The sequence below is a fragment of the Enterococcus cecorum genome (assembly GCF_052119425.1).
In the GTDB taxonomy this organism is placed as follows: domain Bacteria; phylum Bacillota; class Bacilli; order Lactobacillales; family Enterococcaceae; genus Enterococcus_E; species Enterococcus_E cecorum_C.
Map to the genome: position 1 here is coordinate 1 of NZ_JBQKFH010000030.1, position 24,467 is coordinate 24,467.

Sequence of the window (24,467 nt, forward strand, 5' to 3'; positions counted from 1 at the left end):
GCTTATTTGCCATGGTCAGAAACTGTACAAGCAAATTGTAAATAAAAAAAAGAATCTCCAGCGTCGAGTGACTTTGGAGATTTTCAATATACCTCGTTATTGGGCGCTTACGATTTTTCTCGTTGTCAGTAAGCCTTACTGGAAAAATTTGTGACTGAGACATGAAAAAACCTCCTTCAATTTTGATAGCTTTATACTACCTAAAATTAAAGGAGAAGGAAATACCGCTATGTTATCCAACGCTTACGTTACACTAGAAAAAGCTGTGGGATTTTCGCAATGAAAACCTCTCGGCTGTGTATTATTTATACAACCTATTAAGCACTCATAATTGTCAATCAATTTTTAAGTGCTCATAATTGTCAAAATTCTATTTTTAATGTATCCTAATTTTTTAACATCAAAATTACATATCAAATGCCACCTGAAATCATATTTTCTAAACTTTCCCTTTGTAACCGACCTGATATGGCAATATAAACTTTCCAATAAAAACTTTCCACATATCAAATTAAACACATCATCACATTTTCCATAAAAATGCTCTCTAATTTTTTGAACTTCATCTTCTGCATTATTGTTCAATGTAAATACAAAATTCTGATATGTTTCAAAAGCCCCATCTCTTTCAAAACCATCTTTATCGTTTATAAAAAGATACGGTGAACGGGAAACACTTTGTTCTTTTGGGTATTCTTTTTTTATATAACAATAATAAAAAAATAATCTACTCGCCTGCTCTACAATTTTTTTCTTCCAGTTATCAAAATCAACTTTTATCTCAACATCATTATCTGAACACTTTAATTGTCCTTTGGCATACTTTTCGCTTGCTTTTTTATCGATAAAATAGTTTTCTATGTTATATGTCTCTAAGTAAATAAAATTGGGACTATCAATCAAACTTTCTTCATTAATGTACCTATCAAAATCTCCATCAGCAATATAAACATTTTTGATTTTAGGATTATCTAGATTGTTTGTTCCAAATTCTCGAAAGGATTTTATTAACTCTACTTTGCCTCCAACACCCAAAATTTTTGTTATCTTATATTTTTCTCCCAGCAATCTCTTAAAAATGGTTTCATATTCAAATTCTTTACCTTCATCTTCAACAAATATATTTATATCATTTAAATCACAAAAAAATAAATATTCTGTTTCTACTGCTTCAGATGAATATCTTAAGTCATCTGTACTTCCCATATTCTCTCCCCTAATCAACATATTTTTTCTCAAGTTTAAACATTTTGTCTCTATTTTTACCTATAATTTCTGGTGCATGAGTTGCAAATATTAGCTGAATATTCCTATTAATTTCCAATGTTTTTTCTACAAATATTTTTTGCCAAGAAAGATGGAGTGACAGTTCTGGCTCATCAACAACAAAAATCCCTGATTTTCTACTTTTAACTTTGAAAATTAAATTTGCAAAAAAAGTTATCAATTGTTTTTCTCCAGAAGATAAATATTGAATACTAATTGGTTTTTTATTATACTTTGTGGTAAAATACACACGTCCCATTGAATCAATCTTAATTTCTTTTTCATCTTCACCAGTATTAATAAAATCATTCATAGTTTCTATAAAATTTTCTATCGGTTTTCTAATACTTGCTTTTTTTTCTTCAGTCTCTTCTGCAAGCGAAACAATTTTTTTTATCTTAATAACTTCGTTCATCTTTAATAATGTTGTAAACGAAATCTTATCTTTATTCTTGCTGATATCCTCACATATTTCATCAAAAAATTTTGCAAAACGAATTTCCTCGTCATTATTTATTAACGACAACTCTTTTAATATCTTTATATAAGCCGTTTTGGTTTGTTTAATACTATTAACATTTGCTTGCTGACTTATTATTTCATTGAGAAGAGTATTCGAATCTGTATATTGTTCATTTACATCTAATAAAGATTGCAGTATATTATTTCTAAATCTATCATTGATATTTGAAATTTTAAAATTAATTCGTCTACAACTTTCTTCTATTAATCTTTCAATTTGTATCATGGCTATATCTTTATTAGCAGGCTCATCAAATAAATCATCAGCATAAAAAGCTCTATTTTTACGATATAAATACATGCTATCATCATTATCAACCTCATAAACTACGGAAGAACGATTCAATGGAAGATAGACATAATTAAAAGTCCTTTTTATCTCCATTAAAAATGAATATCTATTAAAATAGTATCTTGCTTTTTCAAAGTCTCCATCTCTTCCTCTGCTCTCTTTAATAATTCCTGCATCTATTTCAATCGTATTTTCTTGTCTTTCAAATGTAATTAGAAGCTGATTGTCTTCTCTGACTATAACTATTTCTTGAATATCGTTTACATTATTTTTCGGTGCATACTTCAACACTATTTTTTTAAAAGTATAATCAAATAACTTATAAATCTTTCCTGTGATAATTGCCTCTGTAATATTTAATATAGTTGTTTTACCACATCCATTTAAACCATATAAAAAAGTTACATCTGAGTTAAACACAATATTATCATAATTATAATGACCATAAAGCTTTTCTACCTGTAAACAAAGTAATTTCATATATATACCCTCCACAAAAATCAGTTAATTCAAAAATTTAATCTAAATTCCACTTAAAAGTAGTGATATTTCAACAAAAAACAAAAAAAGTATTTAAACCTTCTCGTTTTCTTGTAGAAAAAAGTTGGATAAATAACGTTCCCAGAAAGGATGATTCAAATTTCAACTGCATTAATACACCATTTAAGCTAAACAATCAATACTAAAATAAAAACTATTTTTCATTCTAATCTTTTAATTCTGCTTCAATCTAAAGTACTATCATTAGAACGACCAACAGCGCTTAATTATCAAAAATTTCTAGTGGACGAATTACCCATCATCGAAGAAAATTAAAAGGAAAAAACTATCGTATTCTTCTAGCTGAATATAAAGCTGTACATGGCAAAGAACTTAAGCCTGTTCAGCATAGAAATGATAAACAAACTCCTTCTCACATCCGCTGTCCTAAATGTGATGCTCTAAATGAGTTTCTTTACGACAGTAACAGTGGTAAAGAACAGTATTCTTGTAAAGACTACGTTACAAATTTTAATAGTAAGCATTGGATAGGATGATGGAGGTACGTCAAATAGCTTGATATGCTATCATTTCTTCAAATTGAGAAGCATTCAGGCTTCTTTTTTGAAATAGTGTTGATATTTTTCGGTACAGATAGAGCCAATTTTACATTTTTCTTGTGCTTCCTCTGACCATATTAGATAGTGAATCGTATCCATGAACTTGACTCTCTCATTAAAACAAATAAAAAAATATTTTCAATCTTCTCTCTTAAAACTCCCCACAAGCTAGAATCACAACTGACCCAAACTTGTGGGGAGAATCATCTATATAAGCTAAATTGCCAAAATGGTGATTCTTGTGGCAATGAGCTCCGTTAGTCTTCTAAGCCGATTTGTTCTTTAACGACTTGCGCAATAGTATCTACATGGTAATTCACCAATTCGTCGGTTGGTGCTTCGGCCATGATGCGCAATAATGGTTCGGTACCGGATGGGCGAACCAATATACGGCCTATTTCACCTAATGCAGCTTCTGATTTTTCAATAGTTTCGCGAATCACTGGATGATCCATGACATGATTTTTATCCTTCACACGAACATTAACCAACTTTTGCGGATAAATCGTGACTTCACTAGCTAACTCAGATAATGTTTTACCTGTTTCCTTGATGATGTTCAATAATTGTAACCCGGAAAGAATTCCGTCACCTGTTGTATTGTAATCTAAGAAAATCATATGTCCTGATTGTTCGCCACCAAAGTTATAACCGTTCTTACGCATTTCTTCCACTACATAACGGTCGCCCACTTTAGTTACAACATCCTTCAAACCAATTTCTTCAACTGCACGATGGAAACCTAGATTACTCATCACAGTTGTAACAATGGTATCTTTCTTCAAACGATGATTAGCCGCTAGATATTTTGCACAGATATACATGATCTTATCGCCATCCACAATATTACCTAGCTCATCTACAGCAATGATACGGTCACCATCCCCATCAAAGGCCAAACCAACATCTGCCCCTTTCACACGGACGAATTCACTTAAAGCTTCTGGATGAGTCGAGCCAACACCGTCATTAATATTTAAACCATCTGGATTCGCCCCAATTGTATAAAAATCTGCATTTAATTGTTTAAATAAGCGGTTCACAACTGGAGTAGTCGCGCCATGTGCTGCATCTAAGCAGATTTTCATATCAGATAAATCGCCAGGAATCGTTTCAGCTAAAAATTCAGCATACTTAATCAAACCATCTGGCATTTCATTAACAGTTCCTAAACCTTGTGCTGAAGGTCGTGGTAATTCGTCCACTTCGGAATCTAACAAAGCTTCAATCTCTAGTTCTTGATCGTCAACCAGTTTAAACCCATCACTACCGAAGAATTTAATTCCATTATCTTGTGCTGGATTGTGTGAAGCTGAAATCATCACCCCTGCACTTGCTTTTTGTGTACGTGTTAAATAAGCCACACCTGGAGTAGAAATGACCCCTAGACGATATACCTCAATACCTACTGAAAGTAGACCAGCAATTAAGGCATATTCTAATAATTCGCCTGAAATACGTGTATCGCGACCTACTAAAACTTTTGGACGCCCCGTTTCATGCTGACTTAAAACATAGCCACCACAACGTCCCAATTTAAATGCTAATTCAGGGGTTAGTTCCACATTTGCTTCACCGCGTACCCCATCTGTACCAAAATATTTACCCATAATACACTCCTAAAAGAAATCGATAAATCAAGTTTAACTTATAATGTATGTTTATTACAAGTATTAAATCCCAGATGAAATTAGTTTTAAAAGGAGAACTCCATTTTAATATGATTTAAAATCTCTTTTTCACACTAAAAAATTTAATAACATGTGTAAACAGTAATATTGTATATTTCCATATTTTTTTGAAAATACAGGACATAACATAAAGATAAAAGATTGGATAGATAGTTAGTGCTAAAGTTATTTTTTATAACAATATGAAACTTTTAAAAAAACGAATATAGTTAAATAAAAAACATCCATCATATACACTCACATAATTTTTACAAACACCTAACTAAAGACAAGATTTCATCATCTACAAAAAAGAAACATCTTATTTCTTTACTCAACTGCAAACAACATCGCCATGACATTACCGTCAATGGGTCTATGATATTTAGTGTTGTTACTCAAATGGAGGATAACACTGAATATCATAGACCCCTATTTTTACGCTATTATGGGCTACTAATCTTTTATACTGGCTCAAAAAACGTGTCTGGGTGACTTGGATCAAAAATCTCATTGCAAGTCATAACTGTAACAAGATCATCTGTATCAGAAAGATTAATGATGTTATGAGTCCACCCAGGAATCATATAGATGGCTTCAATTTTATCGCCAGATACTTCAAATTCCACAGTCTCACCTGTATTAATATTACGCTCCTGTATAAGACCATGTCCGTGTACAACAATGAACTGTTCCCACTTGCTGTTGTGCCAATGTTGGCCTTTTGTGATACCCGGTTTAGAAATATTAATGGAAACCTGACCACAATCAACTGTATGCATCAGCTCGGTGAATGATCCTCTCTGATCTACGTTCATCTTCATTGCATATTTGAATTTGTCTACAGGAAGGTAAGAAAGATAGAGACTGAAAAGCTTTTTCGCAAATGAACCTTCTGGACACTTAGGCATCATCAGATTCATTGGTTGCTGCTTGAACTCCTGCAGAAGATCAACTATTTCACCAAGAGTTGCCTTATGAGTAACCGGCACGCAGCAATAACGTCCATTAGCTGCTAATACAGTTTCGACACCATCAAACTCGCAGTGCTGCTCTTTCCCTTCAAGTAGATCAAACATTCCCTCTACCAGATCATCGATATACAGAACTTCCAACTCAACAGAAGGATCATTCACAGTAAACTCTTCATCATTAGCGATCGCCCAGCAGAATGTAGAAATAGCTGAATTGTACTTAGGTCTGCTATGACCCATAAGGTTTACAAATCTATATACAAATACAGTTGCTCCTGTCTCCTCTCCATACTGGAAGAACAGTTCTTCTCCTGCTTTCTTTGATCTGCCATATTCAGAATTACCGAAACGACCAGCCAATGTTGCTTGCACAGAAGAACTCAGCATAATGCCAGCTTTATTATTATGTTTCTTTAAGGTATCAAGAAGAGTAGACGCAAATCCAAAATTTCCTTTCATGAAATCTTCTGGATTTTCCGGCCTATTTACACCAGCAAGGTTGAAGACAAAGTCTGCTTTTGCACAGTACTCGTCAAGTTCCTCAGGTGTGCTATCAAGATCATATTCATATATCTCACCGATCTCGATATTTCTTGTTCTATTTTTCCCATCACGTATGTTTTTCAGGTTATTGCAAAGCGCAGTTCCTACCATTCCCTTTGCACCTGTAACTAATATGTTCATTATGGTTTCCTCCGCAGTAGTAATCTATTATTTGCTATCCTTTCGCCAAACCATCTTATTAACAACATTTACATATCCCTGGATAATTCGTACAACCTTCATAGATACAGTTTCATCCACATAGTCAGGGCAAGGTTTACCCAGAATACCCTTCTGTTTCATATCAATTGCCATAGATGTTGCATTCAAAAGTTCGTTTGTGGTAATACCAGCAAGAATAAAGTCACCAGCTTCAAGAGCTTCTGGTCTCTCTGTAGATGTACGGATACATACAGCTGCAATAGGATGACCAATTGAAAGATAGAATGATGATTCTTCTGGAAGTGTACCAGAATCTGATACGATTGCTAAAGCGTTCATCTGTAACTTGTTATAATCATTAAATCCAAGTGGCTCGTTAACGCGAACCCTAGGATCAAGTTTAAATCCAGACTTTTCAAGTCGATTTTTTGATCTTGGATGACAAGAATACAGAATTGGCATGTCATATTTTTCTGCTAACGCATTAATTGCTGTAAACAGAGATGTAAAGTTTTTTTCTGTATCGATATTTTCTTCTCTGTGAGCAGAAAGCAAAATATACTTATTAGGCTCAAGTCCAAGACGATCTAGAACATCAGATGCTTCAATCTTTGCAAGATTCATGCGAAGTACTTCTGCCATAGGTGAACCTGTCTGATAGGTTCTTTCCTTCGGAAGCCCCGTATCAGCAAGATATTTACGTGCAAACTCAGAATAACACATGTTCACATCTGAGATCACATCTACTATACGACGGTTCGTTTCCTCCGGAAGGCACTCATCTTTACATCTGTTTCCAGCCTCCATATGGAACAGCGGAATATGCAGTCTCTTTGCAGAAATAGCAGAAAGGCATGAGTTGGTATCACCAAGAACAAGATATCCATCCGGCTGCAACTCGCTCAAAAGCTCATACGATCTACCGAGGATATTTCCACAGGTCACACCAAGGTTCTCACCAACAACCGGAACCAGGATGTCCGGACCATATTCTCCAAATGTATTTTCAAGTTCAAAGTCTTCCCAAAACACAGTACTTAGATTGCAATCCCAGTTCTGATTATAATATACAATGCAGGCATCGAAATACTCTCTACATCTCTTAATTACAGCCGCAAGACGGATGATTTCGGGTCTTGTTCCGCATCCAATCATGATTTTTAGACGACCGTCATTTTTCCATTTAAACTTATGTTCAACCATAAAATTTTCTCCTTCTGTGGACTTACAACCACGTTTTTATCTGTGACCGTCGGTACATTTTCATGCGACCTTTTTCCACCGATGATTTTTTCATTTTTGAATAGTGCATTTCTCACACCAAGAATCCATTTTTATTTCTTTTACAATGGCCACTGTCTTGCAACTATAACCTCACCACTATCAATCTTAACACACTGTTTTATCCTATTTTCACCTTTCACAATTGCCCCCGGAGCAAGATGTACACTTTCTTCGAGTATCGTTCCGTGATCCACAATAGCTCCAATATTGATAATACATCCTCGCTTAACCTCAACATCTGTGTTAATTACAGCGTGTGGTAATATTACTACTCCATCATGAATTATGGCTCTTGGTGATACATAGGCAGTAAAGTGGATAATTTTTGCCAACTTTGCTCCAGCAGTTTCAAGTCTCTCACACCATGAAAGTCGAAACTCATTGTTTCCAAACGCTGGAATGAATACTGTTTCAGGTGAAATATAATTTTTAAAGGAGAAAAGTGGATGTACCGGATCCTTATCATCGAGCATAGCTATGATGTCATAACCAAGTTGCTCTGCAACATCTTTTATTGTATAAGCATAACCACCTTGGCCTAAAATAACTAGATTCATATTCACCATTTCCTTCCATCATTTCTCGCTCAATCTCAGATATACTATTAGCCATTTCGAGGTCTGAAATCAGAGAAGCTGATTGCTTCTCCACATAATTATTCTTCGGCTAATCTTTCTTGAATATAGGAAAGTTCCAGCATCTTGGCTTTGATTTCTTCTTTGTTTAACAATATCGTATTATTAGAATTGAACTCTGTCAGTGTATTTCTCTCTGCATCTCCATCCTTGAAATACTTATCATAGTTCAGCCCACGGTTATCTGCAGGCACTCTATAGAATCCCCCAAGATCAATTGCCTTGGCACACTCTTCATTTGTAAGTAATGTCTCATACATTTTCTCTCCATGACGAATACCAATAACCTTTATATCTTCTTTCTTGCCACCGAACATTTCACAGACAGCTTCTGCCTGAAGGCCAATAGAACAAGCTGGAGCCTTCATAATCAGTAGATCACCGTTCTCACCATTCTCGAATGCATAAATAACAAGATCAACTGCTTCCTCAAGGGACATGATAAATCTAGTCATGTTTGGCTCAGTAACAGTAATCGGATTTCCAGCTTTGATTTGATCGATCCAAAGTGGAATAACAGATCCACGACTACACATAACATTACCATAGCGTGTACAACAAATTTTTGTTTTTCCAGAATAGCGACTCTTTGCAATAGCCACTGACTCTTCAAGAGACTTAGATTTACCCATGACATTGATTGGATAGGCAGCCTTATCTGTAGAAAGGCAAATAACTGCCTCAACTCCTTCCTCAATGGCAGCTGTAAGAACATTGTCTGTACCGATAATATTTGTTTTTACTGCTTCCATTGGAAAGAACTCACAAGATGGTACCTGTTTTAATGCAGCTGCATGGAAAATGTAATCAACACCATGCATAGCATTCTTACAAGACTGAAGGTCTCGTACATCTCCAATGTAAAATTTAATTTTCTCAGCAACTTCAGGCATCTTCACCTGAAATTCATGACGCATATCATCTTGTTTTTTTTCATCTCTGGAGAAAATACGAATCTCTCCAATATCAGTTGTAAGGAAACGATTTAATACTGCATTTCCAAAAGAACCGGTGCCTCCGGTAATCATAAGTGTTTTATCTTTAAATAAAGACATAGTATTTCTCCTTTTTGATTAAATTTCTTTTTACTATTCGCTTTTCTGTAGTTGTTTGAACAACTACATACGATAAAGCTTATGTATTCTCGCACTCTTCAAATACTATTAAAAGTAAATGCCTTTAGAATCACCGTCATAACCAAAATACTTCATAAGAGCTTTATCTTTTTCTTGCCCTTTTAAATGACCCAAATGTATGGATTCTCGTTTTAACTTTTCCAGATATTCATCTGCTGATTTAATTACGCGTGCAGGAACTCCGACCGCCACAGAATTATCTGGAATATCGTGTGAAACAATTGCACCTGCTCCTATAACAACATTACTTCCAATTGTAACACCTGGAAGAATTATAACGTTATTACCAAAATACACATCATCCCCAACTACAATCGGCTTTGTTATCTCTAAATCTGGAATTTCTTTTCGGTATAAAAGTGTTCCTCCATCATGGGTCAAAAACTTTACTCCTTCTGTTATATGGACATTTTTACCCAATGTAATAATCCAAGGTTCAGTACCCCAATCAATATGCCCGTATAAGTGTAATTCACCGGCTGGGAAATTCACTCCAACTTTAGTTGCGTATACCACAGGCTTTAGCAATTGATAATATTTTCTCTTTATTTTTTTTATATTATTAAAAAAACTCATTTTTTTATGTACCTCGCCTTTACCAGTGGATTATTTTCTACCAATCGATAAAGAACCAAACCACAAACAATCATGATTATTTCAGTTATTATCGAAAACATATAAGAAAACTCAAATTTACGACTTAATATATAAATAAGGCAAAAGCCAATATTTTGATGAATTAAAAACAATGAATACGATCTCTTACCTAATTCGCTAAATACATTTTTCCCAAACGGAATGTTATTTATTTTAATTAGGAAAAACAGGCAACCGCCTATTACTACAAGTATTAGCGAATATCCAATGCTATTCATCAATGTATTACAAACTACTGTAATCAGAGCTAATACCCATCCTTGCGTCTTCTGCATACTTTCATGTATACATCTAATAGCTGAGCCAAGAACGAGCATAGTTAAATATCTTCCACCCAGAAGAGACAAAATAAAGCTTAAGACTTTACTAGCTGGGCATATGAAGTCAATGCTCAATGCCAAAACTGTGCATATAATTACACAAAAACTTAATACTTTCCATTTGCTTGCTTGTGGAAACAAACCAACTATTGAATATACAATTATACAACCGATTAACGTTGTTATATACCAATGCGCAGGGTCAACATAAGGCACGTTTATGAAGCCATTTATTAAAAAGAAATTCAATACAAACTCTTTAACTCCAACAGTTCTCACAGGCAGCGTTATTATATTTGTCACGATAAAACAAATTGTGATCGCTACTATGTATGTAGGCCATAAGCGTAGAAGTTTTCTGAATAGAAAATGAAATCCTCCCTCGTTACTTGTAAACATTAAGTAACCCGATATGGAAAGAAAAATTGTTACGCCTACAACTCCCCATTTGCTCAAAATAAAGCAAGGTTTCATTTGCGGCACATACAATTCGATAAATCTATAAAAGAAATGATATGTCATTACCAAAAAAATAGCGACACCTTTCAAAATATCTAATTGCAAATATCTACCTTTATTAGAACTCACCGTTTTATCCATCTTCAATTTCCTTTTCAGCCAATACTACATTATTGATAACCTTTTTTCTTCCTCTTATGTTCGAACACCCAATACTAAAATGCTTAAATAGCCTATTTCTTCATCCTCTTGAGTACACTTTTTATTGATAAAAGCACTTTTACAGAATAGTCTTTGGTAAATTTCAAATAGAAAGCTACACCACAGATAGAATATGAGATAACAGAGGCAGTTGCTGCACCCATTCCTTCAAATTTAGGGATAAGTATCAAATTTCCAACAAAATTAGATGCTACTGCAATTGCTAACAAAATAACAACAACCTTTGTTTTTCCGTTTGCGATGTAAATTGGATGAATCAATTTGTATAAAACCATAGGTAAAGTTCCAACAAAAAGCATTAGCACAAGCGGGTATGCCGCAACAAACTCTTGCCCATACATAAAATTCAAGAACCATTTTCCCAAAATCACAAAACCAATTAAAATCACAATACAAAGCAGAAAATTACAAATAATTGCTATGATAACTTCATCAGGGTTATCTTTTTTTGCTGCCCTATTGTAAAGGATATCCTTAAATGCATCAGGTACAATCCACAGCATATTACCTAAAGTTACTGCTGTACCATATAAGCCAACTTCAACATTATTTTTTGTGATCTCACTCAAAAAAAGAACATCTGCGTGATAGTTAAGATACATTAACATATTCATCAGCATGGCCGGAATTGCGATTATTAATATCTCTTTCAGTAGTTTTTTTGTGATCAGATTGAAATTTATTTCCTTTAACCTGTATAGATAAACAAATGAACAACACAACACCAAATGATCAAAAATTATAGCCGCCAAAACCAGAAAAAGATTCTTCCTAAAAAAGAAAAAGACCAAACATAAAACACCTGTATGAATACATGATGTTACTATATTAATTGCATTTCGTTTCGATACATCTTCTACTATGGCAATAAATATCAGAAGATTTTCAACTGTAGTTAACAGAGCAATAGCGATTATAAATCTTGTTGATGTACTAACAAACGGGAACAGAACAACTGCTACTACTAGATAGAAAATAGCAACAACCAACGTTAAAGTAGAGAAAATTATCTTCCCCTGTTCTGGATATCTTCGCTTAAAAGCGGGATAAGCTGTTCCAATACCTAAATTTAAAAACAATTGTAGCAGGCTTGCCCAGTTTGTTATTGTTGTGTACTCGCCCCTTAATGCAACACCCAGGCATCGATTTATTAAGATTGAATTTAAAAAACCAATAACTACACAAATTAATTTATATGATACAATTTTTCCATAAATCGCAACTACTGATTTTTCTTTTCTATTATTAACATTCACATTTATCCCTCTTGCTGAGAAAGCATTTTATTATATGCAAAAATCAATGCATCCCTGTTACGAATAGGATCATGAGTTATATTTGCATGTTTTCTTGCTTCTCCTCCCAGTTCTTCAGCAAACTGTCTATTACTAAAAACTCTTTTTAATTGCCATGCTAAAAGTTTAGGATCATTAGCACGATAGAATAAGCATTCTTTTTCATCAATTGCCATTTCAGAAGCGCCACCAGTGTAAGCAGAAACGCAAGGCATACCAACAATCATTGCTTCTCCTAATGTATTAGGACTATTCTCAATAAGCGAAGGCAGAACATAAACATTACATTTCAACATTCTTTCAACCATTTTTTCGCCACTTAGTAATCCTGTAAATATAACATTTTGCTCTATGTCGTTTTCCTTAATTTTTTTCCTGAGTAAATTGCTATACCCGAAACGTTTGACAGAAAATCCTTTTTTACATATTGGATTATCCCCTGCAACATACAATCTGATATTCGGATATTCACGTTTTAACAATGCAACAGCATCTATAACATTATGTACCCCCTTTAAAGGAGAATACCCATTTCCTACAAATATACTTAATGGTTCACATTCCTCATAACTCCATTTTTTTTCATAGAAAACAGGGCGAAGTATTCTATTACATGGAAAATACTCAGCATTTGGATTAATCCAGTAACTATGCGCTCTATCCCAAAATGTTCTTCCAGATATATACTGCGCATTCTTTATTGTGTCTGTTTCAATAGACACTCGTTTATCAAATAAAAAATGTTTTCTGAAGTACAATATCCATGAAGAAACAGCATTATGCTTCGATGGGCTAAACATATAATCAGCAATAGGAAGTTCTCCGTATTGATACTGTTCATAACCTGATAAAATACCTTGAAGCGAAACAAGTACTGGTATGTCCTTTATCAAAGAAAATACATTATGGATACCAAATTCATTTCCTTCTATGTGGATGATATCTGGCTTAAAGCTTTCAATAATGCTATCCCTATCTTCAATACTCATGTTTTTATTGTCTTTTTCAGGCGCAACAAAACATTCTATCTTACCTTTTTTGACCTGCATAATATCTTTGGTCTTAGCTGAGACCATTGCAACAGCAAGCTCCATTTGATCATCTTTTTCTAGCTGCTGTAACATATTCATCACCCAGCCGCCAAAGCCGTTTTTTTTCAACCCAAGTTCTTCACATACCAATGGTAATACCTGAGCAGTTACCCAAAGTACCTTCATAGTGCCGCCTCCATTTTCTTTGAATTAAACAATGCAAAAACACATATAAATAGCATAGTTGTTTGAGGAATACCCAACAATGTATGTGAAACCATACTGGATCCTAATAGTACAACTAGCGGAATAATCGAAAATGTAAACAATTTAATATAACTACAAGAATAACTTCCTATAATTGATATTACGGATGCATACAATGCTAAAATAATAATTGAGCCAACTATTCCAAACGAAGCAATCTGCTCAATAATCATATTGTGCGCAACATACTGCAAACCGTATTCTCCGACGCCTAATCCACCTAACCACAAATAAACCGGATGCTCCTTAAAAATCTCCACGTACTGATTCCACAAATCATATCTTCCATTAGAAACATCAACACCCTGCAACTTTGTGATTCTATACATTATTTGATTCCAATAATTATTAATGAAATTGCTTGATTTAAAAACAAACAATACCGCAATCGCAGCTACGACAATAATTAGCCCTATCTTAAATAGTTTTTTCATTTCCAGCTTAATAATAAGCATGACAATAATACCAACTATACCCATTGCTATCGCCAACAAAAAGCTCCTTGATCCAGTAAGAAAGCCTATTGCGCACAATAAAGCCGCAATCGATAAGCACACTATCTTTTTATTTACCTTGTTATTAAGAACAATTACTAAAATGTTAATGGCCATAATAGCACATAAAATACCTAAAACATTCTCTCCTGAACCACTAACTGTAAATCTACCTGCATCAGAAATAGAACTTGGATTAATCATTATCGCTATTCCAGCTGACATCAAGCAACCCATCGAGCAAAACAGTACAGATTTAACATAAAAACTTTGAATGTCTTCGCATTCTGTATAAAGAATAAAAAACAGGAGCACTACTATTATTTTTATTGCATCAAGCACCATTGATTCTCCTATAAACATAGTAACTACTGTATACCCTATTAGAGATGCTGCACTCAAAAAGAATTTTTTAGGTTGGCATCTACAAATGTTAAGCTTCTTTAACAAGCCTACCAACATGATGATGGTAGGAGCTGAAATTGGGCCATATGTTAACAATCTATTAGGAGCAATCATACAGAGCATAAATGGCATTAATGCACGCTGAGGCAAAACAAATGATGCTAAAATGGATATAAACAATGCTCCAAGTAAAATAGCATCCGATTTACTGTTAGATGCTAATTGACCAACAATAATGATCACGGCAGAAAATAATAAGATTTCTATGTTTGTCGATTTATCATTTTTCATAATCTTCTCTTTTCTATCCTTTCATTATTCACTGTATTATTAATCAAAAAAATTGGAAATGGACGCATTATAATTCCTATAATCAAATAAATCTCTTCTGACTGTCATTTCGAATGGAAGGTTATTTATCACTTCACTTATAACTGAAGGATCAAAGGAATTTATACAAACCCCATTCTCGTTTCTTGAAAAATACTCTGAAATGTTACTTGTCTTATTAGTCAAAACTGGAGTTCCACAAGAAATTGATTCTGCAAACTTAGTTGGAAAACCAGCTTTACTAACTCTGTCATCCTCTCGTAAAAAGCAACTGTAGTTTGCTTTTTTTACATAATCAATTGTTTCTAAATGAGTTAGTCTGCCATGAAATACAATGCTTTTATTATTGTCTAACATAGTCTTATGACCAGGATAATATTTTAAGTATTGTTCATACGTAATCCCGATTATATCTAGTCTATACTGAACATTTACTTGATCTAATGCCTCAACCAGTTTATCCAAACGATCTTTTCTTCCTGGATTTCCGGCATAAACTAACTTCAAAAAGTTCTTTTCTTTTGTGTATGTGTTAATCCATTTATCTTCGCTCGTATCAGTTAATGTTGGTATATAGACGACATTGTTACATTTGCAATAATACTGTTCAAGGTACTTACTAATTACAATTAAGCCGTCCATTTTTTTATGTAATATATTCATTCTGTACCAAGTGTCTGAATCTTTTAAAATTCTATAGATAAGTGATTCGCCTTTTGCAGATCTCCATTCAGTAACATCAGCATAACATTTAATATCATTTTTCTTACAGTATTCCAATAATCTTCCCATAGCAATGGCCTGAAAATTGTACATAATTACAGAGTCAACATTTTCAAGGTTTTCAATTATTTTTATATAATTCTCGATTTTAGTTAAATAATCTATCCATTCTTTCTTTCCATTAGGATATGCTACTTCATAACTTTCAAACCCTTGCACGTCTTGTTTTGTCTGTAAAATATCAGTCCCATATTTAAGCGTTTTATTAACACCAATAAAAACTACTTCTTTATCGTTTTGTTTTAAGATTTTGGCGTTACTTAATACTCTATGAGCCGCTGCATTCTTATCTGGCAACTCAAATCCGCCAATATATAGTATTACTCCCATTACATATTTTCCTTATAGTTTATCGTTCTTGTTACAGTATCATGTTTCTGATATATAAGTGTATTTTCGGGATAAACACCTTTAATAACACTTCCAGCTGCAACAACACAGTTATCGCCGATTACAGTGCCTCTTAAAATTATCGCATTAGCACCTATCCATACATTATTTCCAATCTTTACAGGAGATGTTTTATATTTTTCTGCAGCAAGTCCACCTTCAGCCTTATAGTCATGATCTTGATCATATACTAAAACCCCTGGACCAAATTGTACATTGTCACCTATCTCAACTCTTTCCCAAGCAACTACCATACAATTATTGCTCATGCTTAGGTTCTTTCCAATCTTCACAACTGCATTTTTTCGAACTCGAATTTTCGCTCCACTTCTAAGCCGTAGCATTTTTCCAATCGATAACGAACCGCCTTTATCTAGTGTCAACTCAGTTCTAGGTGATATTAAATTAGGTATAGAAAAATCAAAAGAAGTTCCTCTAACTATTTTCAGTGTGCTACATTTCAACAATCCTATTCCCAGACAAATACCCGCATGTAAATATTTATTCATTTAATCACCCAAAATCTTTTTTATCTTTTCTTTATAAGCAGCAATAACAATATCCCTAGAAAAATTATCCTCTACATGCTTTCTTCCTGCTGCTCCCATTTTTTCCCTAGTTTCATTATCCATCGCCAAAAACTTTTCTATGGTTTTTACCAATGCATCAACATTTCCACCGTGATAGATAAAACCGCTTTTTCCATCAACTACTGTTTCCTGACATCCTGGATTATCCGTTGTGATAAGGAATCGTCCCGAACTTGCATTCTCAAGAAGTACATTACTCATACCTTCCCCATATGTACTCGGATGAATAATTGCATGCGCTCTTGCAATCCAAGGCTTTACATCTTTTTGACTACCACGGTACTTTATAATTCCTTGTTCTCCTAGAATTCTCAAATCATCTTCATAATGATTTTCAGTTGGTTCAATAAAACCTAACATATTAAACTCCGTATTAGTGTAGCTTCTTTTAATCCGTTTAGCTGCCTCGATATAATCATCTACCCCTTTATCATGAAGAACACGGCCAATATAATTAAAAACAATTGTCTCTCCTGTTTTTCCATCACCACCAGCTGGATAACTCTGGATAGGATACCGGGACAAGTCTACACCTGAACCAGGAATCAGCTTATAATCTCCCTTGACCATACCAGAATCCACTGCTAGTTTCATATTTGTAGAGTTTTGAAACATTACACAAGCAGCGCCTCGATATGCAAACTTAAACAATCTTAGTATAAAAGCTTTTTTTATACCTTTCATATTCACTACAGAACCAATTCCGGTTACGTTATTAATATAAGGAATTCCAAGTGTTCTTGCAGCTACTGACGCATATACATTAGGTTTTGCTGTATATGTAAGAACAACATCTGGTCGTTCTTTCTTAAATAATTTTCTATAATGAAGGAACAATTTCCCATCGGCAATTACATTTGTTCCCCTTCTGTCTATTATGGGGTTATCATACCGAAATGGAATATCTTTCATAAGTTCAAACTTTGGGCCATCTGGACATGAAATTAACATTTCATATCCCTCACCTAAAAGTCCCTCTATCAATTCTTTTCTAAAACAATATACATCATCGTCATTATTAGTTAGTAATGCGATGAGAGGCTTTTTCTTACTCATTTCTGCCCCCTCTTACTCGTAGTCTTTGCCAAAAACTGCAAATACAGTTCTGAACATTGTCACAATCTCTCCAATAAAGGAAAAATTTCTAATCGCTTCAAGGTTATATTTCATCTTTCCAGGAAGTACATTTTCAACATATACTCTATCCACATCATCTGCTGCATCTAATAATTCAGCTTCGTCTTTATAGCGAATGCTTGCTTCCGATGTTATTCCCGCTGGCAAAAGAAGCGTTGCCATATATTCAGGCTTATACTGCTTAACATATTTAACCGCTTCAGGTCTAGTACCGACAAAACTCATATTTCCAGATAAGATATCAAACACTTGCGGAAACTCATCCAAACGATGATCACGGAGTCTCGCACCAACTCTTGTAATTCGACTATCATTTCCAACAGTAACAGCAGTCCCTATCTTATCTGCATTAGCAACCATAGTACGAAATTTGTGAATTTTGAAACGCTTACCATATGTAGTAATTCTTTCTTGTCTATAAAACACAGGGCCAGGGCTATCAAGCTTAATCCATATTGCAAGAACTGCCATTGGTATTGCAAGAATAATAAACATTAGCAAACCAGCAACAAGATCAAATGCACGTTTTAGAAATAAACTAACTTTTCTTTTCTCTATTATTTTGTAATACTCCTTGACCTCATCACACTTCATGAAATCAGGAAGATCATCCCATTTCTTAAGCATTATCCTCATTCCTTATTTCAAGTATTCTCTAACCACATCTCTAAAGTTCTCAACTACATAATCGATATCCTCGTCACTTAACTTTGTATGAAGCGGAAGTGTGATCAGATTCTCGTAGTACGCATAGGCATTCGGGAAATCTTTGATGTCCCAACCCATTGTCTTATATGCTGTCATCATCGGAAGTGGTTTATAATGTACATTCGTACTTACCCCGCGCTCAGCAAGCTTGATGATGATTTCTCTTCTAACCTCATCAGAAGCCCCTGGAATACGTGTCAAGTAAAGATGGTTAGAACTCTGAAAATTCTCTCCAGTATGTGCAAGATGCATCACACCAAGCTCATCACAAAGAGCATCGTACTTAGCAATAATCTCTTTTCTTCTTTCAAGAATCCCTGGATAACGGTCAAGCTGTCTTAAGCCAATAGCTGCCATAATATCAGTCATGTTACACTTATACCAAGGACCAACAATGTCATACTCCCATGCACCAATTTGAGTTTTTGCAAGAGCATCTTTACTCTGACCATGAAGACTATAAAGCTGATACTGCTTATACATTTCATCATTATCAATACCTGGAATATCTCTCCAGGTAGAAGCTCCACCTTCAGCGGTAGTGAAATTTTTCACCGCATGGAACGAAAAATCTGTAAAATCAGCAATTTCACCAGCCATCTTACCGTTTCTGCTTGCACCAAGGCTGTGTGCTCCATCTGCGAAAACAATTACACGACCAATAGCCTGCTGAATTCTTGCTCCAAGAGAATCCCCTTCTTTAGCTTTGAAAAGAGACTTCTTGCTTTCTACTACTTCAAAAAGGCGATCATAGTCAGCAATAATTCCACCAAGATCTACAGCTACAATTGCTTTAGTCTTTTCAGTAATAGCTTCAGCTACTTTTTCATAATCCATCTCGCAGTTATCTACCTGGCTGTCTACAAAAATTACTTTTGCTCCGCAATGAATTGCAGCGGATGCTGATGCGGTATATGTATAGGCAGGAACAATGACTTCATCTCCCTCACCAATACCACAAATACGGAAATTAAGTTCTTCAGCAGCAGTCGCGGAATTAAGACATACGACTTTCGATGTATGGCAAAACTCTGCAAGTCTTCTCTCTAATTCTTTTGTTCTTGGACCTGTTGTAATCCATCCAGAACGTAATGCTTCTGCAACATCAGCGATTTCTAATTCAGAAATATCAGGTGGGCTGAATGGAATGTTTCTCTTATTCATCTCATTAATCTTTTCAGCAGTAGCCATTTTTTGTATTTCCTCCTGGGATTTTCTCCCTCTATATTGGTCTGTATCACAGACGAAATCTCAGCTTCAAAAGTGCCCATCTATTCTTCCGGCACCATACTAGTTAGGCCTATTAAGCCGTTAAATTATTTCCATTAAAAGAAATAGCATTAAAGGCGCCAAATTGTCCTGTTTGCTTTCCTTTATATGTAGCTCCCAATGATTCAGCGGCATCTTCTACTAGAATTGCATCATATTTCTTACATATTGCTTTTATTTCATCCACTTTGGCTGGTGTACCATAAAGATGCACCAATACAACTACCTTTACATCTGGATATAGCTCAAAAGCTTTTTCCAATGCTATTGGATCCATATTCCAAGTATCGTACTCACTATCAATAAATATCGGAATACCACCTTCATATACTACAGGATTAACAGTTGCACTAAAAGTCACATCAGAACAAAATACCTTGTCTCCCGGTTTAACACCTGCAAGTTTAATAGAAAAATGTAAGGCTGATGTTCCGGAGGATAACGCTACAGCATGTTTTACCCCTATTTTCTCACTTATCATACGTTCAACTTCATCTATATTCTTCCCAACTGTTGACATCCAATTAGTTTCATATGCTTCTGTAATATATTTTAATTCATCACCATGCATGGTTGGTGATGATATCCATACTTTCTGTTCAAAGGGTTTAAAATTCATTCTATTTAACTTCTTTCACTATTATTTATTTGAGGCATTTGCAAACTCAACAACTTTTTTTCCTACCACATTTGGTTGACTAAAATCTAAAGTTTTTACAAATTCATCAACTTGTTCTAAACTAAATCCATTTATATTTCCAACAAATATTTTATCAAATACTTGCTGATCATTGCGCTCTTTATCCAAAAGTAATTCTTCGTACAGTTTTTCGCCTGGGCGTATTCCAGATTCTATAATTTGAATTTCATCCTCAGAAGAACCACTCATCTTAATCATTTGTTTTGCTAAATCAAGAATTTTTACCGGTTCACCCATATCGAGGATAAATATTTCTCCACCTTTAGCCAATGCACCTGACTGAATTACCAATCTACTTGCTTCTGATATAGTCATAAAATATCTTGTCATTCGAAAATCCGTAACTGTTACTGGCCCACCTTTAGCAATTTGCTCTCTAAAGACCGGAATAACACTTCCTCTTGAACCAAGTACATTTCCAAAACGAACTGCAGAAAATTTGGTATGACCTTCTTCATTTAGACCAGTTACAATCATTTCAGCAATTCGCTTGGTTGAGCCCATAACATTTGGTGGATTATTTGCTTTATCTGTTGAAACCATTACAAAACTTCCAACTTCATGCAGTTTAGCTGACTCAGCTACATTTCTTGTACCAATCACATTATTTTTCACAGCTTCAACAGGATTATACTCCATTAGTGGAACATGCTTATGTGCAGCTGCATGATAGACAATATCAGGGTGATACATTTCCATAATCATATCAATTCTAGGACGATCTTGCACATCAGCAATAATTGGAATAATCTCCGTTTCTTTATTTCTATATTTATTCTGCAATTCTCTATTAATTAAATAGATAGAGTTTTCCCCATGCCCTAATAAGAGCAATTTTTTTGGATTAAAACGCATTACTTGTCGACAAATTTCGGAACCAATTGATCCACCTGCACCTGTAACCAATATTACTTTGTTCGTAATTTTCTCTTTGATTTGTTCAATATCCAATTTCACTTCTTCTCGACCTAGTAAATCTACTACATCTATATCTTTTAGTTTAGAGAAATTTACTTTACCTTCAGCAATTTCTTCCATTGAAGGCATGATATTCAATTTAAACCCAAGAGATTGAGACAAGTCAAACAATTCATTCAATCTATGTTTTGAAATTGAAGGAATTGCTACAGTAAGCATATCAACCTCATTTTCATTTATTAATTTATTAAGGTCAGAAGTTGTCCCCAAAACCTTAATGCCATTTAAATATGTACCGACTTTATTCACATCATCATCAATGATTCCTGAAATTTTTACTTTTTCAGTATTTTTCGTTGATAGCAGGCTATTTATTAATACTCTACCACCTTCACCCGCACCCATAATAAGGATGTTATGAGTATATCTTGTCTTGTTTCTTTGTCTTAATTCAACAATCAGGCGCCACACCAGACGAGTTGCTACAATTAAAAAAGTCATCAAAATAAATTGAAAAGCCAACAGTCTTCTATGTTCAAATAATGGTATAAAGAGACTTGATATATATTCAATCAACGTTGTACAAAAGGTTGCTGCCGTAATTGCGTTTATCTCGCCGAGATTCGTATATCGATTAATTCTAGTGAATACTTTAAATATACTTCCAAATATAAGATAAAGTATAACTGAAGTGATCGTTAGCGTAAGGTATTCTTTTTCAAAAAAAGCAGAAAAAGGCTGCAGAAAAAGCAAACTTCCTAAAGCAGATATCCCAACTAAAATCGAATCTAATATCACTAATATTGCAATCTTTCTTTTTCTAGACAAATAAAGCACTATTTCCACTCCCAAAAATATAAACATCTTTCACGTTTATCTAATAATAAAAAATCGAACTATTTTTCCATAAATTTGACCATATCAACAGATTACCATTTACACGTTGACATATCAAGATTTATTTTACAATAATTTTCATAAAATAACTATTCATCTATTTTATTCTAAGATAAACTCAGATTTATTAAAGCTTAAACGTACAAAATATAATGTTACATTTCCAATACAACATGTTAACTTCTTGACACATTCCTATGAAGAGCAATCCTAAATCATTATATAAGAATCTCACCAAAATATTTTGGGGGAGAATTTTTATACAAAAAAAAAGAGCGAACTTCCCAAACACATTTTGAAAGGTAGATCAAGAACGAAAATCTTATGACAAATTGAACAATTAATAAAAAACTAAGAAAATCCGAATAATCAACTTGATTATTAATCAAATCAATGCTGAATATGCGGATTATTTTAAGAATCATTTTATATTAGGGACTGATGTGGCAACTCCTACTACAATACATTTTATTAAAATCAATACAGAGTGTATTCTAATCGAATTAGCACACATCAATATCTTCAATTAATATTGAATAATACAAAAGAATGATTCTATCCCCATTTCAAATAGATAGAATCATCCTCTAAATATTGTAACTACTTTTAGCAATTTTTAGGTATTAGTTTGAATGAATTCGCACATGTTTCAACTATAGTTTTAGTGATTACTCCATACTTTCGATTCCCTTCATTTTCCCAACTAGCTGTAATCAAAATAAATTGTTTATATAATTGTTGTATAACGATGTATAACAATTTTACATTTTAGTCATATGCAAAGTAATAACAATAATCATTTCGTTTTTAATTAATCTTGGTTTTCTTGATGAGTCATCATACAATGATTTGATATAGTATACTGATAGATATATATTCACTTTATCTATTCCACCTTAACAGCCCCAAACAAAAAAACTTTTCTATTTATAAAACTCTTTATACCATTCCGCAAATTTTCTAAGTCCGGCTCTCAAGCTAGTATTTGGTTTGAAATCAAAATCTTTCTCTAAAGCTGAAGTATCCGCGTATGTCACAGGCACATCACCTGGTTGCATTGGAACTAACTTTTTATGCGTCTCAAAATCATAGTCTTTGGGTAATACTTTGGCTCTAACCAATTCTTCTTGCAGTATATTAACAAAATCCAACAAATTTTCAGGCTGACTATTACCAATATTATAAACAGCATATGGCGGAACTGGTAAGCCATCTTCTCCCATTTTCTTTTCAGGAGCTCCTTGCATTACTCGAATAACCCCTTCCACAATATCATCTACATAAGTAAAATCACGTTTGCAATTACCATAGTTAAAGATTTGTATCGTTTCTCCATTAATTAATTTATTTGTAAATCCAAAGTATGCCATATCTGGTCTACCTGCGGGACCATAAACTGTAAAAAATCTTAATCCAGTAGATGGAATATTGTATAGTTTACTATAAGAATGTGCCATCAATTCATTTGATTTTTTTGTTGCAGCATATAACGATACTGGATTATCCACTTTATCATCTGTAGAATAAGGGACCTTTTTATTACTTCCATATACTGAAGAAGAAGAAGCATATACTAAATGTTCTACTCCGTCCTTCTCTCCATCATAAGAATGGCGACACGCTTCCAAAATATTATAAAAGCCAATCAAATTACTCTGAATATAAGCATCAGGATTGCTAATAGAATATCTTACTCCCGCCTGTGCAGCCAAATTTACGACAATTTGAGGCTGAAATTCGTTAAAGATATCATCTATTAACTTTCTATCAGAAATATCTCCTTCTATCATCTTTACTGATTTATCGACATGATTTGATAGTTCTAATTGAATTTGCTCAACACGCCATTTTTTTAGTGAAAGATCATAATATTCATTCATATTATCAATTGAAATTATTTGAACACCCTCAACTTTTTTTAACAGCGCTAAGATTAAATTCGAACCAATAAATCCTGCACCACCAGTAATCAGTATTTTCTTATTTGTTAAATCTATTCTTTCCATAATCT

General features: G+C 34.0%; 18 protein-coding genes and 2 pseudogenes. All 20 read right to left on the bottom strand.

Translation table 11 applies throughout. The features are described from left to right. Window positions 1-345 precede the first annotated feature (345 nt). A complete protein-coding gene (locus ACTQZM_RS08350; RefSeq protein ID WP_441653472.1) occupies window positions 346-1,206 on the bottom strand; it encodes a hypothetical protein in 861 nt (286 codons plus the stop codon). 10 nt (window positions 1,207-1,216) lie between these two features. Then, entirely contained in the window at window positions 1,217-2,560 is a 1,344-nt protein-coding gene (locus ACTQZM_RS08355) for an AAA family ATPase (protein WP_441653473.1), read from the bottom strand. A gap of 877 nt (window positions 2,561-3,437) precedes the next feature. Then, the gene (gene glmM / locus ACTQZM_RS08360; RefSeq protein ID WP_441653474.1) at window positions 3,438-4,790 is read right to left on the bottom strand and encodes a phosphoglucosamine mutase; all 1,353 of its coding nucleotides are present in this window, start codon (window positions 4,788-4,790) and stop codon (window positions 3,438-3,440) included. A 524-nt stretch (window positions 4,791-5,314) separates the two neighbouring features. Continuing rightward, complete coding sequence (locus ACTQZM_RS08365; RefSeq protein ID WP_441653475.1) at window positions 5,315-6,508, bottom strand: polysaccharide biosynthesis C-terminal domain-containing protein; 1,194 nt, start codon at window positions 6,506-6,508, stop codon at window positions 5,315-5,317. A gap of 27 nt (window positions 6,509-6,535) precedes the next feature. Further along, window positions 6,536-7,732, bottom strand: a complete 1,197-nt coding sequence (locus ACTQZM_RS08370; protein ID WP_441653476.1) for a UDP-N-acetyl glucosamine 2-epimerase — start codon at window positions 7,730-7,732, stop codon at window positions 6,536-6,538. A gap of 140 nt (window positions 7,733-7,872) precedes the next feature. Further along, window positions 7,873-8,370 (bottom strand): PglD-related sugar-binding protein, encoded by a 498-nt coding sequence (locus tag ACTQZM_RS08375; protein WP_441653477.1) that lies wholly within the window; start codon window positions 8,368-8,370, stop codon window positions 7,873-7,875. A gap of 98 nt (window positions 8,371-8,468) precedes the next feature. Then, window positions 8,469-9,503 (bottom strand): polysaccharide biosynthesis protein, encoded by a 1,035-nt coding sequence (locus ACTQZM_RS08380; RefSeq protein WP_441653478.1) that lies wholly within the window; start codon window positions 9,501-9,503, stop codon window positions 8,469-8,471. Between the two features lie 240 nt (window positions 9,504-9,743). After that, a pseudogene (locus tag ACTQZM_RS08385) lies at window positions 9,744-10,160 on the bottom strand (DapH/DapD/GlmU-related protein); the annotation flags it as partial. Continuing rightward, entirely contained in the window at window positions 10,157-11,161 is a 1,005-nt protein-coding gene (locus tag ACTQZM_RS08390; protein WP_441653479.1) for an acyltransferase family protein, read from the bottom strand. The gene ACTQZM_RS08390 and the pseudogene ACTQZM_RS08385, both read right to left, overlap by 4 nt. A gap of 92 nt (window positions 11,162-11,253) precedes the next feature. Then, entirely contained in the window at window positions 11,254-12,498 is a 1,245-nt protein-coding gene (locus ACTQZM_RS08395; RefSeq protein WP_441653480.1) for an oligosaccharide flippase family protein, read from the bottom strand. 2 nt (window positions 12,499-12,500) lie between these two features. Continuing rightward, complete coding sequence (locus ACTQZM_RS08400) at window positions 12,501-13,754, bottom strand: glycosyltransferase family 4 protein (protein ID WP_441653481.1); 1,254 nt, start codon at window positions 13,752-13,754, stop codon at window positions 12,501-12,503. Further along, window positions 13,751-15,025 carry an O-antigen ligase family protein gene (locus ACTQZM_RS08405; RefSeq protein WP_441653482.1) on the bottom strand — a complete coding sequence of 425 codons (1,275 nt, stop codon included), beginning with the start codon at window positions 15,023-15,025 and terminating at the stop codon, window positions 13,751-13,753. The genes ACTQZM_RS08400 and ACTQZM_RS08405 overlap by 4 nt, the downstream gene beginning before the upstream one ends. A gap of 39 nt (window positions 15,026-15,064) precedes the next feature. Next, a complete protein-coding gene (locus ACTQZM_RS08410) occupies window positions 15,065-16,177 on the bottom strand; it encodes a glycosyltransferase (RefSeq protein WP_441653483.1) in 1,113 nt (370 codons plus the stop codon). Next, a complete protein-coding gene (locus ACTQZM_RS08415) occupies window positions 16,177-16,746 on the bottom strand; it encodes an acyltransferase (RefSeq protein WP_441653484.1) in 570 nt (189 codons plus the stop codon). The genes ACTQZM_RS08410 and ACTQZM_RS08415 overlap by 1 nt, the downstream gene beginning before the upstream one ends. Then, entirely contained in the window at window positions 16,747-17,883 is a 1,137-nt protein-coding gene (locus ACTQZM_RS08420) for a glycosyltransferase family 4 protein (RefSeq protein ID WP_441653485.1), read from the bottom strand. It lies immediately after the preceding gene. 12 nt (window positions 17,884-17,895) lie between these two features. Beyond that, window positions 17,896-18,591 (bottom strand): sugar transferase, encoded by a 696-nt coding sequence (locus ACTQZM_RS08425; RefSeq protein WP_441653486.1) that lies wholly within the window; start codon window positions 18,589-18,591, stop codon window positions 17,896-17,898. A gap of 12 nt (window positions 18,592-18,603) precedes the next feature. Continuing rightward, the gene (locus tag ACTQZM_RS08430; protein WP_441653492.1) at window positions 18,604-19,836 is read right to left on the bottom strand and encodes a DegT/DnrJ/EryC1/StrS family aminotransferase; all 1,233 of its coding nucleotides are present in this window, start codon (window positions 19,834-19,836) and stop codon (window positions 18,604-18,606) included. A 148-nt stretch (window positions 19,837-19,984) separates the two neighbouring features. Next, window positions 19,985-20,560, bottom strand: a pseudogene (locus ACTQZM_RS08435) (DegT/DnrJ/EryC1/StrS family aminotransferase); the annotation flags it as partial. Between the two features lie 21 nt (window positions 20,561-20,581). Beyond that, window positions 20,582-22,396, bottom strand: a complete 1,815-nt coding sequence (locus ACTQZM_RS08440) for a polysaccharide biosynthesis protein (RefSeq protein WP_441653487.1) — start codon at window positions 22,394-22,396, stop codon at window positions 20,582-20,584. Between the two features lie 983 nt (window positions 22,397-23,379). Next, window positions 23,380-24,462 carry a GDP-mannose 4,6-dehydratase gene (locus ACTQZM_RS08445; RefSeq protein WP_441653488.1) on the bottom strand — a complete coding sequence of 361 codons (1,083 nt, stop codon included), beginning with the start codon at window positions 24,460-24,462 and terminating at the stop codon, window positions 23,380-23,382. Window positions 24,463-24,467 lie beyond the last annotated feature (5 nt).